General features: G+C 47.5%; 13 protein-coding genes, 3 rRNA genes and 1 riboswitch. Of the genes, 9 read left to right on the top strand and 7 right to left on the bottom strand.

The genetic code is table 11. The features are described 5' to 3' along the window. Window positions 1-329 precede the first annotated feature (329 nt). The 6 genes from QF041_RS16025 (at window position 330) to QF041_RS16000 (ending at window position 7,587) form a co-directional block, all read left to right on the top strand. Window positions 330-1,884, top strand: a 16S ribosomal RNA gene (locus tag QF041_RS16025). A gap of 308 nt (window positions 1,885-2,192) precedes the next feature. Then, window positions 2,193-5,121 (top strand): 23S ribosomal RNA (locus QF041_RS16020). A gap of 78 nt (window positions 5,122-5,199) precedes the next feature. Continuing rightward, window positions 5,200-5,316: ribosomal RNA gene (rrf, locus tag QF041_RS16015) — 5S ribosomal RNA — on the top strand. The 16S, 23S and 5S rRNA genes sit together here, the layout of an rRNA operon. A gap of 185 nt (window positions 5,317-5,501) precedes the next feature. Further along, window positions 5,502-6,125, top strand: a complete 624-nt coding sequence (locus QF041_RS16010) for a deoxynucleoside kinase (RefSeq protein ID WP_076253494.1) — start codon at window positions 5,502-5,504, stop codon at window positions 6,123-6,125. Further along, a complete protein-coding gene (locus QF041_RS16005; protein WP_036672670.1) occupies window positions 6,122-6,778 on the top strand; it encodes a deoxynucleoside kinase in 657 nt (218 codons plus the stop codon). The genes QF041_RS16010 and QF041_RS16005 overlap by 4 nt, the downstream gene beginning before the upstream one ends. Window positions 6,779-7,104: 326 nt before the next feature. Continuing rightward, complete coding sequence (locus QF041_RS16000; protein ID WP_223199847.1) at window positions 7,105-7,587, top strand: hypothetical protein; 483 nt, start codon at window positions 7,105-7,107, stop codon at window positions 7,585-7,587. A 566-nt stretch (window positions 7,588-8,153) separates the two neighbouring features. Here QF041_RS16000 and QF041_RS15995 read toward each other — a convergent pair. The 7 genes from QF041_RS15995 to QF041_RS15965 all read right to left on the bottom strand — a co-directional run bounded on the left by QF041_RS15995 (window position 8,154) and on the right by QF041_RS15965 (window position 14,373). Continuing rightward, window positions 8,154-8,897 carry a MerR family transcriptional regulator gene (locus QF041_RS15995; RefSeq protein WP_307414898.1) on the bottom strand — a complete coding sequence of 248 codons (744 nt, stop codon included), beginning with the start codon at window positions 8,895-8,897 and terminating at the stop codon, window positions 8,154-8,156. Window positions 8,898-9,202: 305 nt separating this feature from the next. Further along, a complete protein-coding gene (gene thiE / locus QF041_RS15990; protein ID WP_307414897.1) occupies window positions 9,203-9,868 on the bottom strand; it encodes a thiamine phosphate synthase in 666 nt (221 codons plus the stop codon). Then, a complete protein-coding gene (gene thiD / locus QF041_RS15985) occupies window positions 9,868-10,680 on the bottom strand; it encodes a bifunctional hydroxymethylpyrimidine kinase/phosphomethylpyrimidine kinase (RefSeq protein ID WP_307414896.1) in 813 nt (270 codons plus the stop codon). The genes thiE and thiD overlap by 1 nt, the downstream gene beginning before the upstream one ends. Further along, window positions 10,677-11,489 (bottom strand): hydroxyethylthiazole kinase, encoded by an 813-nt coding sequence (thiM, locus tag QF041_RS15980; RefSeq protein ID WP_307414895.1) that lies wholly within the window; start codon window positions 11,487-11,489, stop codon window positions 10,677-10,679. The genes thiD and thiM overlap by 4 nt, the downstream gene beginning before the upstream one ends. A 165-nt stretch (window positions 11,490-11,654) precedes the next feature. Continuing rightward, window positions 11,655-12,728: an ABC transporter substrate-binding protein gene (locus QF041_RS15975; protein WP_307414894.1), complete on the bottom strand. Its 1,074-nt coding sequence runs from the start codon at window positions 12,726-12,728 to the stop codon at window positions 11,655-11,657. Window positions 12,729-12,788: 60 nt separating this feature from the next. Beyond that, window positions 12,789-13,619, bottom strand: a complete 831-nt coding sequence (locus tag QF041_RS15970; protein ID WP_307414893.1) for an ABC transporter permease — start codon at window positions 13,617-13,619, stop codon at window positions 12,789-12,791. Continuing rightward, complete coding sequence (locus tag QF041_RS15965; protein ID WP_307414892.1) at window positions 13,609-14,373, bottom strand: ABC transporter ATP-binding protein; 765 nt, start codon at window positions 14,371-14,373, stop codon at window positions 13,609-13,611. Before QF041_RS15965 ends, QF041_RS15970 begins: the two co-directional genes overlap by 11 nt. A 161-nt stretch (window positions 14,374-14,534) precedes the next feature. After that, window positions 14,535-14,637, bottom strand: a riboswitch (TPP riboswitch). A 218-nt stretch (window positions 14,638-14,855) separates the two neighbouring features. Here QF041_RS15965 and QF041_RS15960 point away from each other — a divergent pair. The 3 genes from QF041_RS15960 (at window position 14,856) to QF041_RS15950 (ending at window position 19,839) form a co-directional block, all read left to right on the top strand. After that, window positions 14,856-15,731, top strand: a complete 876-nt coding sequence (locus QF041_RS15960; RefSeq protein ID WP_253430463.1) for a radical SAM/SPASM domain-containing protein — start codon at window positions 14,856-14,858, stop codon at window positions 15,729-15,731. A 265-nt stretch (window positions 15,732-15,996) separates the two neighbouring features. Beyond that, the gene (locus tag QF041_RS15955) at window positions 15,997-18,831 is read left to right on the top strand and encodes an S-layer homology domain-containing protein (protein ID WP_307414891.1); all 2,835 of its coding nucleotides are present in this window, start codon (window positions 15,997-15,999) and stop codon (window positions 18,829-18,831) included. 339 nt (window positions 18,832-19,170) lie between these two features. Then, window positions 19,171-19,839, top strand: a complete 669-nt coding sequence (locus QF041_RS15950; protein WP_307414890.1) for a pectate lyase — start codon at window positions 19,171-19,173, stop codon at window positions 19,837-19,839. Window positions 19,840-20,005: the final 166 nt, after the last annotated feature.

The raw sequence follows: 20,005 nt of genomic DNA, 5'->3' as shown, positions 1-20,005 counted from the left end.
TATCTATACGTGATATATTATTAATCCGGCTAAGAAAACACCGTTTAACACTGGTGCGGCAAGCAAATGAAATAAGCTTCGAAAGAAACTTAAAAAAAGAGCTTGCAAAGTTGGTTCGGACATGATATTATATAAGAGTTGCTGAAGAGAATAACATTCGGTAACGAAACAAGTTTGATCTTTGAAAACTGAACAACGAGTGAGTAAACATTCTGCTTGCAGAATGAACGCGAAAGTTGGAAACAAGCCTTGGCTTGAATCGGCTGGAGCACAAATGAGATTTTTAATCTCGTCAGATTCAAAATGAGCTTATCGCTCTTTTCAATACTTTATTGGAGAGTTTGATCCTGGCTCAGGACGAACGCTGGCGGCATGCCTAATACATGCAAGTCGAGCGGAGTTGATAGGAAGCTTGCTTCCTTGATACTTAGCGGCGGACGGGTGAGTAACACGTAGGCAACCTGCCCTCAAGTTTGGGACAACTACCGGAAACGGTAGCTAATACCGAATAGTTGTTTTCTTCGCCTGAAGGAAACTGGAAAGACGGAGCAATCTGTCACTTGGGGATGGGCCTGCGGCGCATTAGCTAGTTGGTGAGGTAACGGCTCACCAAGGCGACGATGCGTAGCCGACCTGAGAGGGTGATCGGCCACACTGGGACTGAGACACGGCCCAGACTCCTACGGGAGGCAGCAGTAGGGAATCTTCCGCAATGGGCGAAAGCCTGACGGAGCAATGCCGCGTGAGTGATGAAGGTTTTCGGATCGTAAAGCTCTGTTGCCAGGGAAGAACGCTTGGGAGAGTAACTGCTCTCAAGGTGACGGTACCTGAGAAGAAAGCCCCGGCTAACTACGTGCCAGCAGCCGCGGTAATACGTAGGGGGCAAGCGTTGTCCGGAATTATTGGGCGTAAAGCGCGCGCAGGCGGTCATTTAAGTCTGGTGTTTAATCCCGGGGCTCAACCCCGGATCGCACTGGAAACTGGGTGACTTGAGTGCAGAAGAGGAGAGTGGAATTCCACGTGTAGCGGTGAAATGCGTAGATATGTGGAGGAACACCAGTGGCGAAGGCGACTCTCTGGGCTGTAACTGACGCTGAGGCGCGAAAGCGTGGGGAGCAAACAGGATTAGATACCCTGGTAGTCCACGCCGTAAACGATGAGTGCTAGGTGTTAGGGGTTTCGATACCCTTGGTGCCGAAGTTAACACATTAAGCACTCCGCCTGGGGAGTACGGTCGCAAGACTGAAACTCAAAGGAATTGACGGGGACCCGCACAAGCAGTGGAGTATGTGGTTTAATTCGAAGCAACGCGAAGAACCTTACCAGGTCTTGACATCCCTCTGACCGGTACAGAGATGTATCTTTCCTTCGGGACAGAGGAGACAGGTGGTGCATGGTTGTCGTCAGCTCGTGTCGTGAGATGTTGGGTTAAGTCCCGCAACGAGCGCAACCCTTATATTTAGTTGCCAGCACTTCGGGTGGGCACTCTAGATAGACTGCCGGTGACAAACCGGAGGAAGGTGGGGATGACGTCAAATCATCATGCCCCTTATGACCTGGGCTACACACGTACTACAATGGCCGGTACAACGGGCTGCGAAATCGCGAGATGGAGCCAATCCCAACAAAGCCGGTCTCAGTTCGGATTGCAGGCTGCAACTCGCCTGCATGAAGTCGGAATTGCTAGTAATCGCGGATCAGCATGCCGCGGTGAATACGTTCCCGGGTCTTGTACACACCGCCCGTCACACCACGAGAGTTTATAACACCCGAAGTCGGTGGGGTAACCGCAAGGAGCCAGCCGCCGAAGGTGTGGGATAGATGATTGGGGTGAAGTCGTAACAAGGTAGCCGTATCGGAAGGTGCGGCTGGATCACCTCCTTTCTATGGAGAATCGTTTCCTGCAACGGAAACATTCAAATACGCAGCTCAGCTGCAAAACACTCACTCGTTGTTCGGTTTTGAGAGCTCAAACTCTCAAAACAGCTTGCTTTTGCATGGAGCTTGTTCTTTGAAAACTAGATATCGAAACGAAACAAACGCGAATTAGAACATTCCTTTAAGCTGATCTTGTGCAAACAAGTGAAGTGTTTTTATAAGGTAGATTGCACGTACGATGGTATCGAATGGGAGCGACTTTTGGCTTTGCGCAAGCAAAACAAGGGAAGCGAGCAGTCGATACCGGAGCACGAGGTTAAGCTACTAAGAGCACACGGAGGATGCCTAGGCGCTAGGAGCCGATGAAGGACGTGGCGAACAACGAAACTGCCTCGGGGAGCTGTAAGCAAGCTTTGATCCGGGGGTGTCCGAATGGGGAAACCCAGCTGGGGTAATTTCCAGTTACTCACAACTGAATACATAGGTTGTGCAGAGGCATACCAGGGGAACTGAAACATCTAAGTACCCTGAGGAAGAGAAAACAATAGTGATTCCGTCAGTAGCGGCGAGCGAACGCGGAGAAGCCCAAACCAGAGAGCTTGCTCTTTGGGGTTGTGGGACGTCTCACATGGAGTTACAAAGGAACCGGTTAAGCGAAGAGGTCTGGAAAGGCCCGCCAAAGAAGGTAAAAGCCCTGTAGTTGAAAGTCTGTTCCCTCCGAGACGGATCCCGAGTAGTGCGGGGCACGTGAAACCCCGTATGAATCCGGCAGGACCATCTGCCAAGGCTAAATACTTCCTAGCGACCGATAGTGAAGCAGTACCGTGAGGGAAAGGTGAAAAGCACCCCGGAAGGGGAGTGAAATAGAACCTGAAACCGTGTGCTTACAAAAAGTCAGAGCCCGTTTTAGGGGTGATGGCGTGCCTTTTGTAGAATGAACCGGCGAGTTACGTTCCCGTGCAAGGTTAAGGTGAAGAGCCGGAGCCGCAGCGAAAGCGAGTCTGAATAGGGCGACATAGTACGTGGACGTAGACCCGAAACCGGGTGATCTACCCCTGTCCAGGGTGAAGGTGCGGTAACACGCACTGGAGGCCCGAACCCACGCATGTTGAAAAATGCGGGGATGAGGTGGGGGTAGCGGAGAAATTCCAATCGAACTCGGAGATAGCTGGTTCTCCCCGAAATAGCTTTAGGGCTAGCCTCGGAAAACAGAGTCGTGGAGGTAGAGCACTGATTGGGTGCGGGGCCCGCAAGGGTTACCAAGCTCAGTCAAACTCCGAATGCCATAGACTTACTTCCGGGAGTCAGACAGTGAGTGCTAAGATCCATTGTCAAAAGGGAAACAGCCCAGACCATCAGCTAAGGTCCCCAAGTGTGTGTTAAGTGGGAAAGGATGTGGAGTTGCACAGACAACCAGGATGTTGGCTTAGAAGCAGCCACCATTGAAAGAGTGCGTAATAGCTCACTGGTCGAGTGACTCTGCGCCGAAAATGTAACGGGGCTAAACACACCACCGAAGCTATGGCTTGATGCTTTGCATCAGGGGTAGGGGAGCGTTGTATAAGGGTTGAAGGTGTACCGTAAGGAGCGCTGGACATTATACAAGTGAGAATGCCGGTATGAGTAACGAAAAGATCAGTGAGAATCTGATCCGCCGAAAGCCTAAGGGTTCCTGAGGAAGGCTCGTCCGCTCAGGGTAAGTCGGGACCTAAGGCGAGGCCGAAAGGCGTAGTCGAAGGACAACAGGTCGAAATTCCTGTACCACCGTAAGCCGTTATGAGCAATGGGGGGACGCAGTAGGGTAGTGACGCGGACTGATGGATGTCCGTCTAAGCAGTGAGGCTGATGTGTAGGCAAATCCGCACATCGTAAGGCTGAGCTGTGATGGGGAGCGAAAATTATAGTAGCGAAGGTCATGATCTCACACTGCCAAGAAAAGCCTCTAGCCAGGTGAAGGTGCCCGTACCGCAAACCGACACAGGTAGGCGAGAAGAGTATTCTAAGGCGCGCGGAAGAACTCTCGTTAAGGAACTCGGCAAAATGACCCCGTAACTTCGGGAGAAGGGGTGCCCCGGTAGTGTGAATAGCACGAGGGGGCCGCAGTGAAAAGGCCCAAGCGACTGTTTAGCAAAAACACAGGTCTGTGCGAAGCCGTAAGGCGAAGTATACGGGCTGACGCCTGCCCGGTGCTGGAAGGTTAAGGGGAGTGGTTAGGGAGCAATCCCGAAGCTGTGAACCGAAGCCCCAGTAAACGGCGGCCGTAACTATAACGGTCCTAAGGTAGCGAAATTCCTTGTCAGGTAAATTCTGACCCGCACGAATGGCGTAACGACTTGGGCGCTGTCTCAACGAGAGATCCGGTGAAATTTTAATACCTGTGAAGATGCAGGTTACCCGCGACAAGACGGAAAGACCCCATGGAGCTTTACTGCAGCTTGATATTGAATTTGGGTACGATCTGTACAGGATAGGTGGGAGCCTTTGAAACGTGAGCGCCAGCTTGCGTGGAGGCAACGTTGGGATACCACCCTGATCGTATCTAGGTTCTAACCTGGTACCGTAATCCGGTGCGGGGACAGTGTCAGGTGGGCAGTTTGACTGGGGCGGTCGCCTCCTAAAGAGTAACGGAGGCGCCCAAAGGTTCCCTCAGAATGGTTGGAAATCATTCGAAGAGTGCAAAGGCATAAGGGAGCTTGACTGCGAGACCTACAAGTCGAGCAGGGACGAAAGTCGGGCTTAGTGATCCGGTGGTACCGCATGGAAGGGCCATCGCTCAACGGATAAAAGCTACCCTGGGGATAACAGGCTTATCTCCCCCAAGAGTCCACATCGACGGGGAGGTTTGGCACCTCGATGTCGGCTCATCGCATCCTGGGGCTGAAGTAGGTCCCAAGGGTTGGGCTGTTCGCCCATTAAAGCGGTACGCGAGCTGGGTTTCAGAACGTCGTGAGACAGTTCGGTCCCTATCTGTCGTGGGCGTAGGAAATTTGAGAGGAGCTGTCCTTAGTACGAGAGGACCGGGATGGACGTACCGCTGGTGTACCAGTTGTTCCGCCAGGAGCACCGCTGGGTAGCTATGTACGGACGGGATAAACGCTGAAAGCATCTAAGCGTGAAGCCCCCCTCAAGATGAGATTTCCCAGTATGTAAGACCCCTTGAAGACGACGAGGTAGATAGGCTGGGGGTGGAAGTGCAGCAATGCATGGAGCTGACCAGTACTAATCGGTCGAGGGCTTATCCAATAGCAAGTTCTAAATCGCATGTTTCGTTTCGAATCTAGTTTTCAGAGAACGATCTCTGAATATAAGCTAAGCGTTGCGTTTGGTGGCGATGGCGGAGGGGTTCCACACGTACCCATCCCGAACACGACCGTTAAGCCCTCTAGCGCCGATGGTACTTGGACCGCAGGGTCCTGGGAGAGTAGGACGCCGCCAAGCAATAGAAAGACACACTTGATGATATCGAGTGTGTTTTTTTTATTTTAAAGTAATTCATTAGTTGTGATTTGACTTGTTATATACATAAAATACTGGCGTTCCAATCCTTAAAGCTGTGATACAATAGGTGAGGTCTATATAGAAAACGGAAACACGCATAAGTACGAGGAGGAACAGTAAACACGATGAAATCAGCCCCGTTTATTGCCGTGGAAGGTCCGATCGGAGCGGGGAAAACAACGCTGGCAACGATGCTTTCCCATGAATTGAATCTTCCGTTAGTTAAAGAAATCGTAGAAGAGAATCCATTTCTGGCTTCCTTTTATCAGGATATCGACGAGTGGAGTTTCCAATTGGAAATGTTTTTTCTGTGTAATCGGTTTAAACAACTGGAGGACACGGGCGTTCATTATGTAGAGCAGAATACCCCAGTCATTTCAGACTATCATATCTATAAAAATATGATTTTTGCCGATCGTACCTTAAAGGGAACGAAACGGGATAAATATCGTCAAATCTATCATCTGTTAACAGATGATCTGCCAAAGCCCAATCTGGTGCTCTATATTGAAGCTGAACTTGATACGTTGATGTACCGCATTAACAAGCGTGGACGTTCATTTGAGCAGGACATGGACCCGGCATATATGGAACAACTGATCGCCGATTACAAAACAGGCATGGACTATCTGGCAAATAGCTCAAATCCGCCAGTAATCATTAAGGTCAATGCAGAGCAACTCGATTTTGTGGAACATCCTGAGCACTTCAGGCAAATTGTTAATCAGGTAAAGGAGTATATCATATGAATAACTATGGCATTCCAACGAATGCATTAATTACGGTAGCAGGTACGGTTGGAGTGGGTAAATCCACGTTAACGGCTGCGCTTGCACAGCGTTTGAATTTCAAGACTTCTCTGGAACAAGTCGATCATAATCCATATTTGGAGAAGTTCTATCATGACTTTGAACGTTGGAGCTTCCATCTGCAGATTTATTTCCTGGCAGAGCGCTTCAAGGAACAGAAGAAGATTTTTGAACTGGGTGGGGGATTCGTTCAGGATCGTTCCATCTATGAAGATACGGGCATTTTTGCACAAATGCATGCGGATCAAGGAACCATGTCTGCTACAGATTTCGAGACATACAGCAGTTTGTTTGAAGCGATGGTAATGACACCGTATTTCCCACATCCAGACGTGCTGATCTATCTGGAAGGCAGTCTGCCTTCGATTTTAAACCGAATTACGGAACGTGGACGCGAGATGGAGATTCAGACGGATCGTTCGTACTGGGAGCATATGCACGAGCGCTATTCCGTGTGGATTGATCAGTTTACAGCTTGCCCTGTGCTGCGTCTGAACATTGATGAGTATGATGTGCATGATCCGGCATCGGTGGATGCCATTTTGGCACAGATTGCAGCTGTTATTCAGCCTTCCAAGGAAGTGCAAAGGTAAGATAGAGATAGCTTTTCAATGTAGTATTCTCGGTTACATTGGTTATATCTATGATAGAGATATGGATAACATCCCTTCTACGGCTATTATGCTGTTGGAGGGATGTTTTTTTATGTGCCAAGGGAATGATTAAGAGAGGTTTGTGGACAAAACTAAAATGATATTCGAGCGAATAAGGAAATGGATGCTTAATATTTCTTTTCTATTATGTAAATACATGGTCACTAAGAGTAGAAAAATGTTGAATAATAGGACATTTTGTGGTTTCATAGGAAAGGTGAATTCTGGAAAAGAAGCATATGCATGACTCAGGAGGGAAAGACAACATGGAAGAGAAACAAGGAGTTAAAATCGGTATGCCGATCATTGGTGGCTTAATTGCAGCCATTCTGGGAGGCATCGTATGGGCAGCTATTGCTGCAATGACCGAGTATGAGGTGGGATTAATTGCGATTTTGATTGGAGCACTCACGGGCTACGCAGTTGTGTTGTTCTCCAATAAACAAATTGCGACGGTACATAAGATTATTGCCGTACTGTTTGCACTTGTTGGTATTTTGCTGGGGAAATATCTGACGGTGGTTTATTTTACTTCCGAACTGTTTGGTGATGTAAGCGTGATGGAACTTGTGTTTGATAGCGAGATGATCAGTGCGTTTGTGGAAACCTTCCAGGAGTATTTCAGTCAACCGATTGATTTGTTATTCATTGTACTTGCGATTGTGTCTGCATGGCAGATTCCTGGCCGGATGGCGAGAACAAGTCTAGCTACGGATGCATCTTCATCGGATCACGCGCCAAGAGCTTAATCGGATATACGGTGGACGCTGGCAGCAAAATGAAGAACGTTTGACAGAAGAAACTTAATATCATCATCCTAAAATCTGGTGAAACGGTTATATCGAAGGACTGGGAGCAGAAGAAGAAAAATGTAGTAAAGAGCAATCTACTTTAAAAGATATTCATAAAGTACTCAGAGTGAGCAGCAGTTAGACTTGTTCACATTGCGGCTGAGTTACTTGCATACATAAAAGGGACGATACGCCTGAGGGTGTACGTCCCTTTTATGTATTCACCAGCTAGTAGGTGGGATACGGCTCATAACTTTTGCAACAATTCGGATCGATTTAAATTACTTACCACATAACCCTAGTATATATCAACATGTTCATAAGGTTAATTACAAGAACGATAGGGTCAACCCAGGAGGTAGGTTCAAATATCCGAAGGGTCATGTCATTTACAGCGAATAAAGCTGATGACGAGAAAATTTTTTTACAGGACAGGGGGTTAACTTCCATACTATTGTTTACAGTCCACATCTGACGGCAATGAGAGTTGAATAATACTGTATGTGGTTGAATACAAGGCTATATTATTTGTTTTGGTCAGCAAATACAGCCATAGCATCTCTCATAAATACTGCCAAACCATCGCCAAACTGATCAATATTACGCGTGAAGCGTTCATCATCCACGTACATCTGACCAAGTCCTCTGAAGGCTTCAGGCGAGTAGCTTCCCATTTGGTTTAGACAAGTGTACCATTCTTGAATACCGGCCTGTGCCTCGGCAGATGCTGGTTCTGTGTGACGAAGTGAAGCCAGATATTTGTAGATTTCGTTCATTTGATCGGATAGAGCCTTCTGCTTCTCGCCCGACTGACTGTGCAGCTTCTGATTTGCGTGATCGACGGCATGGTCTCCCCAACGTTCCCGCGCTTCTTGTTCATATGGATTCTGGCTAAAATCAAACCCTTCGAATTGTTCTTTGGCTGTCATTTTAATCTCTCCTCTCACGTGTAAAACCGTTCTATCGATGGTAGCAATCATTTGGTCCAAGCGTTGTCGCTTCTCCAATAGAATAAGTCGATGCATGTTTAGTGCTTCTTCTGGATTGAAGGAGGGGTTGGTTATAATGTTTTTGATCTCCTTCAGAGAGAAGTCGAGTTCCTTGAAAAACAATATCTGCTGCAACCGTTCCAGGTTGGCATCTGAATATAATCGATACCCGGCAGAAGTCACTTCGTCCGGTGTTAATAGTCCGATCTCATCATAGTGATGCAGTGTGCGCACACTGATCGAGGCAAGTTCGGCAACTTCTTTTACCTTCATGGCCATGTGTGAAACCTCCTTACAACATCGATTGTACAGTGTCACGTTACGTGAGAGTCAACCGTTGAAAATGAAAAAACAAGATGCGAGCATGGAAGCTGCATCTTGATCATGGATTGATGACTGGATATGACTGAATTATTGTAACATTCAGTCACTGTAGGGGAGCGGCTGCGCTTCTAAGTAGAAGACATAGACTGCCGCGGCCGCAGGGGGGAGGCTCCTCTGTTATGGAGAGGAGAGCGAGCGATTGTGGGCTGCACCATGTATTCGGTGCAGCCCACGGGGCTGGCAGTGCAGGGAGAGCAAGGCTACGCCTGCATCCCGCGCACTGCCCCAGCGAACTGCGCAGCCGCTGCGCGCACGTCGGCCGCGCCCGCGATGGCGGAGATGACGGCTACGCCGTCGGCTCCAGCCGCCATCACGGCGGCCATGGTATCGGGCGTAATGCCGCCGATACCCACAATCGGAACTGCGATGCCTGCGGCGCGCAGTTCCGCCACCCCTGCGGGGCCCAGCACAGCGTGGGCATCCGCTTTGGAGCGCGTCGGGTACATGGGCCCGACGCCAAGGTAGTCGGCGCCCGCCTGCACGGCACGGCGCGCCTCAACCACGGAGTGGGCGGATACGCCAAGCATCCGCCCATCTCCAATGCGGGCGCGTACCAGCGCCGCGTCCGCATCTTCCTGGCCGACATGCACGCCGTCGGCCTCCACCGCTACAGCCAGCTCCACATCATCGTTCACGATGAACGGGACCCCGTGCTGGCTGCACACCTCGCGAAGCCGCATCGCAAGCGTGATGCGAGCTTCGCCAACCAGGGCGCCAGTTCCCTTTTCACGGAACTGGAACAGCGTGATGCCGCCAGCAATGGCCTGGCGCAGCACTTCCACAGGGTCTTGCGTTGTATTAACGCTGCCCATCACCAAATACACCTGCATCGCGCGTTGTACCGCTTCTGCATCCCAAGGGCGCATCACTGCTCACCCCGCTGTCTGCGCTGATACGCAAAATGATTTGTCGGCCCATGTCCGGCCCCAATCCCCAACTCATCTTCGATGGCTGCCTGAATGAATGCTCGCGCGGTCATAACGGCAGCCAGAACAGGTGAACCCTTTGCTAGCTCTGCGGTGATCGCAGCAGAGTATGTGCATCCCGTTCCGTGTGTATGACGTGTTACCACACGAACATTCTCCAGATAATGAAAAGACTGCCCATCGTAGAGCACATCCACGATCATGCCACTTCCTTCATCATGACCACCTTTGACCAAAGCATACGTTGAGCCCATCTGTACAATCCGTCTTGCGGCTTCTTCTCGCTGACTCAGATTCGTGATAGACATTCCGGTAAGCAGTTCCGCTTCCGGTATATTAGGTGTTGTGATCAGGGCATGGGGCAACAGATCCGTAACCAACGCCTGTACAGCTTCCTGCTGGAGAAGGGGGGCGCCGCCTTTGGCTACCATCACAGGGTCGATGACCAGATTCGACCAACGGTATTGCTGCCATTTCTCAGCCACTAGACGAATAATCTCGGCACTATATAACATGCCGGTCTTCGTTGCGGTTGGTTGAAAGTCTTCGCCGGTCGAGTCCAACTGCTGGGCAATGCCATCGTAAGGGATGGGAAAGACGCCCTGCACACCTGTTGTATTTTGGGCAGCAATAGCGGTAATAACGGTCATGCCGTATGCGCCAAGCTCCTGGAATGTTTTCAAATCGGCCTGAATTCCTGCGCCGCCCCCGTTATCAGAGCCTGCAATGGTTAGCGCTTGAGCAATGCTCATACTGCACCTCCACGGATCTGACGGATCTGTGCGCGTTCTGCTAAGAGGTCTGGTGTTACTTGTGCCAGTTGATTTAACAATTCAATCTGGAAGCTGCCCGGCCCCTGATGAGCTGTCCGCTCTGCCGCCAGTTCAGCTGCTACACCATAAAACGCGAGCGCTTCAACAACACTGCCTATAAGATCGGCTCCTGATTCCGCTATGGCTGTAAAAGCACCAATAACCGAACTGAGCAGACAGCCAGCACCTGTAACCTGAGTGAGCAGGGCATGACCATTACTCGTGAGGAATGTGGATTGTCCATCAGTAATGATATCTTCTTTCCCGGTAATGACCACGACACAGCCAAGTTTATGCGCTGCCCGCTCCGCAATGCCGATTCGGTCGCCCTCACCTGATCCTGCATCCACACCTTTGATACTCCAGCTCTCACCGATGACATTGGCGACTTCCGCCACATTGCCGCGCAGTACTGTGAGGCGTAGTTCACGAACGAGCATCTGAACGGTTTCCGTGCGATATGTGGTTGCGCCTGCGCCGACGGGATCAAGCACAACAGGCACGTGATGCGCATTAGCTGATTGACCAGCCAATCGAATCGCTTGAACGACTTTTTCATCGAGTGTACCAATGTTAAGTACCACGGCACCTGACATCTTGGCGACATCAGCGACCTCTTCATGAGCATAGGCCATAAAAGGGGACGCACCTAGTGCAAGCAGACCATTGGCTGTGAAGGGAGCCACGACAAGGTTGGTGATATTGTGTACCAGCGGATTTTGTGTACGAACACGTTCCAGATAAGACATATAATTTCCTCCTTGTTTTGAAGTAACCCCATCGGTAGAAGACCGGTATGAAGGGTCACTCAGCAGAATAATAGGATATGAGTCTCCTTGTTGAGTTGGGGCGCAGAGTCTAACAACAGCCAGATCATTAATGCGGGAAAAGCAGAAACGTAAAATCTAAATCATTTACTCTCCTTGAAGATTAATAAAAGCATCCTCGGCTTTCACCGATTCAGGAATCACATCCTGTTCAACGAGCCAAGCACGTACATTCTCCCACAACTCCATCTCCTGCCGACCAAACGGTTGGCCTTCTTCATTCATGAGTGGCAGTAGAATAGCCAGGCTTTTGGTTTCGATCTCCGGGTCAAGCGGAGACGTTTCATTCTCATGAGCGAGCAGAATATTCAAGGCTTCTTCTGGATGCTCCGTTACATATTTTTGTCCTTCCTGGATCGCTTTGACGAACCGGGTAAGCTGGTCTTTTTTCGCTTCAATGCCAGCTTCACTCGCAGTCATGACCAGTTCATAATAATCAGGCACGCCATAATCGACGGGGTTAATCGATTTCATGGCATGTCCTTCTTTCTCCAAAATCAATTGTTCATGGTTAATAAAACCACCCATAATTGCATCCGCCTGTCCGGAAGCCAGCGAAGGAATCAGATCGAACCCAACGTCCACCAGATTCATGTTATCTGGGTTGCCACCATCGTGGCTAATCATCGTACGAACCATCGCTTCATACAGCGGAATCGAAGAATAACCGACAGTTTTTCCTTCAAGATCTTTGGGTGAGCTCACGTTGCCATTTGCTTCGGTCAACAGATGCACAAGCGGGTGGCGAACAACAGCAGCAATGGAACGTACAGGAATGTTCTCACCACGAGCGAGCAAAATTTGGGGCTGGTAGCTTAAGGCCAGATCAATTTTACCGGCAGCAACAAGTTTGAGTGAATCATTGGTATCGGCAGGCATCTGAATTTCGACATCCAGACCTTGGTCTGCGAAGTACCCTTTTTCTTGAGCAACATAGATGAAGGAGTGTACTGCATTCGGGTACCAGTCGAGCATGATGGACAGTTTATCTTTGGCGTCTGATGTTGGTTTGGTTGCAGACGGATCTGTTTGCTGTGCATTAGTTGCAGAGTCTGTTGTTGGCGTGTTATTGCTGGTATTCGTGGTGCTGCATCCACTGACGATCAGCAAAAGGCTAATGAGCATGATGGGAAGCAGGGAGTAGATACCTTTGTTATTCATAAATGAAGTTCCTCATTTCATCGTTTTGATTTGTATTTACATCTAATTTCTGTCTAAGTATTATCCAACTTTTCTTTTGCCTCCATGTCCATGCCGCCGTATGCTAAACCGTTTCTCCAGCCAGGCAATCAGTGCAAACAAAACGATCCCCAGCAGGGATAACAGCACAATAGCTGCAAACATGGCATCCGTGTTCATGTTGCTGGACATACGACGGCTGAAGTATCCGAGACCTTTGCTGCCACCAAGCCATTCCCCAATCGTTGCACCAACCACGCAGTACACCACAGACATCTTTAACCCCGAGAAAAAAGAGGGAAGTGCCAGCGGAACCTGGAGTTTGCAAAAAATATCCCACTTGCTGGCGCCCATGGTGAGCAGCAGTTCACGCTGCTCCGGATCGCCTTGGCGGAGTCCATCGTAGGTACTGACCACAATGGGGAAGAACGCGATTAGGAACACCACGGCGACTTTGCTCCACAACGTGTAACCAAACCACAGGATAAATACGGGGGACAAGGCAATCAGCGGGATGGTCTGACTGATTACGATGAAGGGATACAAGGCCTTTTCAATCGACCGGTTCATATGCATGCCTGTTGCCAGCGTAATTCCAGTCACTATGGACAAGCCAAAACCAACAGCAACCTCCATGAAGGTAGCAGGCAGATGTATGGTCAGCAGCAGATGACGATGCTCAACCAGTGAGCTTGCGATAGCCGTGGGTGCAGGAATGATGAAGGAGGGCACCCATCCCATACGCACAATCACTTCCCAGATCGCCAGTAATAAGAACATGAGCAGAATAAACAGACCATATTGGGAAAACGACCTCGAGAGCCACTTTGAACACCACGTCCAAACGCTAACCTCAGCTCTATCATTTTGCATGTAATTGTTCCTCCAGTTGTTGCCTCATCTGCACGAGAGCCGGTTCGTAGATCATGTCCGAATGCCTTGGGTGTGGTAAAGGAACCGTTATCTCCCGCAACTGCTGACCTTGCCCCCCTGGAGTTAACAGAATGATACGGTCACTTAACAGCAGGGCTTCCTCGATGTCATGGGTAATGAACAGCACGGTTTGTCCAAAGTCCTCCCACAGCTCCAGCAACCAGCGATGCATTTCTCGTTTGGTTAAGGCGTCGAGTGCACCGAAGGGTTCATCCAGCAACATGAGCTGCCCGCCTGTAAGCAAGGTACGTAGCAATGCCACCCGCTGTCGCATTCCGCCGGATAACTCATCTGGATAGGCCTGTTCATAACCCGACAGGCCGAACCTTGCCAACCCAGCTAGGATGTTGGCCCGTAACTTGTCCTTGTCCTGTCGGCCTGGTGCCAACTCGGCAGGCAGCATGCAGTTCTCCATGACGGTTCGCCAGGATAACAGCAGATCTTTCTGCGGCATATAAGCGACTCGTCCGAGCCGTTGCCCTTGCGGTACATCAGCTATATCGATGGTGCCAACGGTTGGCTCATGCAAGCCTGCGAGCAGCTTGAAGAGCGTGCTTTTACCTGATCCGCTGGAGCCGATGAGCGAGACAAATTCTCCTTGTTGAACCTGAAGCGACACATTGGAGAGCACGGGGAAATCCCTTTTTTCGGGAAAAGCAAAGCTTATGTTGTGAATGGTTACATGGTTATTCATCTGATCCTCACCCCCTTGATGTCAGACTGCTGCAATAACAATGGCATCCTATACTCTGCAAAAGGAACAAAAAAAGACCCACCCATTTCCGGAGAAATGAGTGGGTCTGTAAGTTAGATCCGCAATTTATCTTCACATATACATGAAAGAATTCCGCTTACTAAAAGGCCGCTCCACTTCCCTCCGCTGGTATGATCCAGATCAGGTTCAAAGGGTCCGAATAGTCATATTCGTCTCAGCCGCAAGGCTCCCCTAGTGCAAAAGTTCAAGATATGCAGTTATGTGTTCAGCATATATCACTCGAACCTGAACTGTAAAGAGGCAGTATAATAGAATTCTTGAGATGAACTTGGAGTTAGACCCGAACAACTGAACAATTTACCTCGGCTCATGAACCCGATATAATAGGGATGGCCCGTATAGGCCGGATCACAAAATGCAGGTGGGATTGTTCTCCCTCCTAGGCAGAATGGGGACCCGAGTTGAAAACGTTCAAAAAAGTATATATTGAGATCACAAGTATCTGTAATCTGGCGTGCAGCTTCTGTCCTCAGACGCAGCGTGCCAAAGGATTCATTGACCCTGAAGTCTTCAACAATATACTGGAACAAGTTAAACCACACACCAATCATATTTATCTACATGTCAAAGGCGAACCCTTGTTGCATCCCAAAATAGATCTGTTGCTCGATTCCGCACATGAGAAGGGACTCAAGGTGAACATTACAACGAATGGTACACTATTGCCCAAGACTCAGCATAAATTGCTTGGCAAACCGGCGCTGCGGCAGATGAATTTCTCCCTGCACAGCTTCGATGGGCATGAAGGTTCAACAGACCGTGACGGATACCTGCGTCATATTTTGTCCTTTGTACACGAGGCCGTTAAGCACAATGTCATCATCTCATTCCGACTTTGGAATCTGACGCAGGATAACTTCACAAATGCTCAGATGAATCGAAATCGGGAGACCCTTGAAGTATTGGAACGTGAGTTCAATCTGGATTTCCGCATTGAGGAAAAAGTAGTTCCAGGCAGCGGGGTCAAAATTGCCCCGAATGTATACCTGAATCAGGACCATGAGTTCCAGTGGCCAAGTCTGGATGCACCTGAAGATGACGGCAAAGGCTTCTGCCATGCATTGCGTAGTCAGGCAGCTGTGCTTGTAGATGGAACGGTGGTTCCATGCTGTCTCGATGGCGAGGGTGTGATTAACCTGGGTAACGTGCACGAGAAGTCATTCTCGGAGATTATTGAGGGTGAGCGAGCGAACAATCTGGTATATGGCTTCTCCAAGCGCGAAGCTGTGGAAGAGTTGTGTCGAAAGTGCGGTTATCGTCAGAGATTTGGAGCCTAGAATATATAAATTTACTTAAAAACGAACCTACCGAAAATATTTGTTTCGGTAGGTTCGTTTTGTCTTTATTGCGAAATTATTTAGATAATAAGAATTGAAATCAATTCAGGATAACAACTTTTTTGTAAAATCATAGTTTATTAATCTTGTTTTTATGAATTTGCATGGTATTATTATCCTATTGATTAGGAGGTGTATTAGTTCTAAAGATTCATATATTAGTGGATTTACCAACCAGAAGCCTACTGAGGAGTGTGTTTTAGTTTTGAATTCAAAATGGAAAAAGTTTAATCACAAACTATCGTTAATGCTTTCTACGTCTCTGATTGTTTCTATGTTATCTATCAATTTATCTGTATCGGCAGAAGTGGCTACATCTAAAACTTCTTTTACTGATATTGATAATTCGTATGCCAAAACAGAAATAACCAAATTAGTAGAACAAGGAATACTCACAGGATTTACTGATGGGACATTTAAACCTTCCGATTCGGTAACACGAGCTCAATTAGCAAAAATTATGGTCGGTGCGCTTAATTTAAAGCCTGATAATGTCGAAGCAAGTCAATTCAGAGATGTAAAGGAAGATCAGTGGTATGCCGGATATGTAGGTGCACTTGTCAAATCTGGAATTGCTCAAGGTACCTCCAAAGATAGCTTCTCGCCTAATAAAAATGTGACAAGAGAAGAGTTGGCTGTATTTTTTGTTAGAGCCTTTGGTTGGGACAATCAAGATCTAACGAGTCAAACATCCAAACCACAACTCTCAGATTTGGGTCAAGTATCCAACTGGGCGAAAGATTCTGTAACACTAGCCTATCAATCTGGTTTTATCAAAGGATTAGTCCAAAAAGATGGAACAGTAAAATTTAATCCATCAGGCATAGCAGATCGACAGGCGCTAGCGAGACTTGCATATGAGTTTGTGATAAATAAGTCTACATATGATAGTTACATGGCTCCTGCCAAGACAGAGATTGATACTGAAGATTCAAATGAAGCAAAACCTGAAACAGCAAAACCTTCTGAAGGTAACAGTAAGGGAAATAGCGGTAGCAGCTCCGGAGATAAAGGGAACGGAAGTAACAATGGTGGAAATAGTGGAGGCGGGGAACAAGCCCCTAGTAATAATCTCTCTGCTCCAGGTACATATACTCTTGGTAATGTAACTGGAAATATAACTATTAGTTCCCAAGGTGTTGTTCTAAAAAACACCAAAATAAATGGTAAGCTGAAGATACTTGAGTCCGTAGGAAATGGTGACGTGACTCTTGATAATGTTAGTGTCACGGGAACTACTGAGATTCAAGGCGGAGGACCAAATAGTATTCATGCAGTGGACTCAGTTCTTGCAACAGTGATTGTTGACAAAGCGGATGGCAGTATTCGTTTGGTCCTTGAAGGTGGAAGTGATGTTCAGCAGATTGAGATTAGATCTGGTGCAATCGTACAAAATGTCTCCACGGGTGATGTCGGATCGATTGAAATAGCAGAGTCGATTCCCCATAATTCTTCGGTAGTGCTCAGTGGAAGCTTCGACTCTGTTATGGTTCACGCAGAACAGGTTTCAGTGGAGTTCGGAGATAATTCCACCATTGGAAATCTCGAAGTGTTCCAAGAAGCATTGAACACAGTGTTTAAAATTAACCATGGTGCTGTAGTGAATCGGGCTATATTAAATGCAATCGTACAGTTTTCTGGAGCGGGAACATTATCTTCAGCTCTGGTCAATGTAGAAGGTATTGATTTTAGTCAACTTAATCAACCCCCAGCTATTGAGGTAGATCCTACAGTGACTAGTATAGTTTATACACCTCAAGAAACAGAGTTTTCAGCAATTGATTCGACCCGTCAGATCGTATTCACGGGTATCGCTACCTCAGCGATCAAAGATATCACTTCAATTGCAGAATGGAATGTCGAGGATAGCACCATTGCCGTTGTTGACTCAGGCAAGATTCAAGCTAAAGGCAATGGTACGACAGTGGTAAAAGCCAAATATGGAGATTTCGAAATCAATGTTCCGGTAACCGTTGCAGTCTATAACGAAGGAACAGTCTATCCGACACTCAAAGGGATTCAAGTTACAAATGGAAGTGCAAAGTTGAATTTTTCTGAGGATTTGGAACCTTCTGATCTGACTGTAAATGATTTCCTAGTTCGTGCCTATTTTGATGGGGCGGAACAACAATTGAATAACTTGCAGTACCGCAATGGTGAATTTACTTTTGATGCTATTGATAGCTATGGTGCCACATTGTACATCACTGTGGAGTCAGATGTTAATAAAACACATTTTGCAGGAAGCCAAAGTGGTGCAATCAAACTTACAGGATTCGGTGGTCACATCAAGGATGTAGCTGGAGCACCGGTTGCAGATTTAAGTATTTCGTTTAGAAAAGGCCTGGACAACAAAACAGGTGAAATTGTTGGTACTGTCAAAACGAATACTCAAGGAAACTACTATATCAATCTTCCCCCAGGCATCTACACAGGTGAACTTGGAGGTGGAGATACAAAATATATTACAACTTATCTCATTGGTGTCTCGGCAGTAAATGTGGAGAATAAACGTGAGAATCAAACTGCTATTGAAATACCTACACAAGATGAAACACGCTTCGTGTTAACTTGGGGTAAAGATCCAGTGGATCTGGATTCACACCTCGTAGGTCCAGCAGGTGATGAGGGAATGTTCCATACGTACTACTCTGATAAACAATATTATAATAATGGCGAACTTATGGTTGATTTGGATTTGGATGATGTAACGTCTTACGGACCTGAAACGACAACCATTCGTCATTTACTTCCTGGAACGTACACATTCTATGTTCATCATTTTTCGGGATCAAGCACAATCAAGAAATCTGGTGCCAAAATTGACGTGTTCCATGGTGCTGTAGCCACTCCAAGTGCAACGTATACTGTAGCAGATGCCAGTGGTAATGAAAGATACTGGGTCATTCTCAGAATGATCGTTTCTGAAGAGGGTGTGGTTACTTATGAAACAGTAAATGAATTTACCAATGTTGATCCACTCACTTCACTTCAACCATCGGATGAAATTAACGAAGATGAATTGGAAACTCTAGAATAAATAGAGTACTTAGATTAGTTTTAAATGTATCATGCAGAAACCCTGTCTATAAAAAGACTAAGGGTTTCTTTTTTTGTCGGAAACTTTTGGTGGCTTAAATAGAGCATATCCGAAGTTGATATCGGTACATAACAAGTAGACATGATACCTCAAAGCATGCTGAAACATCAGGCTCTATGCTGGAAAATACAAACGTGATCTAATGATTATTCTAGTTTCCTCCCTTATTTGGTAGGATTAGGTTGTAGGTCGGACAGAGGTGCACCTCTGACGATCTTCCAGGACAAGCTCAGGCTTGTACAATACCAAATAACGAGAGAATAAGGGAGGAATAAAGTTATGAGAAAAATATTGACGTTGTTGCTGTCCGCTGGTTTGGTTGCTTCTATATTTGGTGCCGTTCCGGCTGCGGCTGCGCCTACGGTTGTAAATTCAACTATTGTTGTTCCAAAGGGTACGACCTATGACGGTCAAGGTAAAACATTTGTAGCCAATCCTTCCACACTGGGCGACGGATCTCAAGCAGAAAATCAGAAGCCAGTCTTCCGTCTGGAGGCAGGGGCCACGCTCAAAAACGTAAACATTGGATCACCAGCTGCTGATGGTGTTCACTGTTATGGAAACTGTAATATATCGAATGTGGTCTGGCAGGACGTGGGCGAGGATGCACTGACATTGAAGTCTGCCGGAACGGTTAACATTACCGGTGGGGCAGCGTACAAGGCTTATGATAAAGTGTTCCAGATGAATGCAGCTGGAACAATTAACATCAAAAATTTCCGTGCAGACGATATTGGCAAGCTGGTTCGTCAAAATGGTGGAACTTCCTTCGCGGTTAACATGACGCTGGATAGCTCCAATATTTCCAATGTGAAAGATTCGATTTTGCGTACAGACAGTAGCACATCACAAGGGAAAATTACGAATACCCGTTATTCCAAAGTAACAACGTTGTTCAAGGGGTTTGCTTCAGGGAAAACGAGCCAGTCTGGGAACACGCAATATTAGACAGGAGATTGAATCGCTGGAGTTGGTAAAAGTTTAAGCTCCGCTTGTAATTTGAAGTTAAAATATAACGCCAAAAAGAGCGCCCTCAAAGTCATTGCCACAATGACTTTGAGGGCGCTCTTTGTAATGCAGATGTCATAGTATAGTTTTGCTGAGCGATGTTTTA

It is taken from the genome of Paenibacillus sp. W2I17 (genome assembly GCF_030815985.1).
Classification (GTDB): Bacteria; Bacillota; Bacilli; order Paenibacillales; family Paenibacillaceae; genus Paenibacillus.
This window is presented reverse-complemented; position numbering and strand designations above follow the sequence as displayed.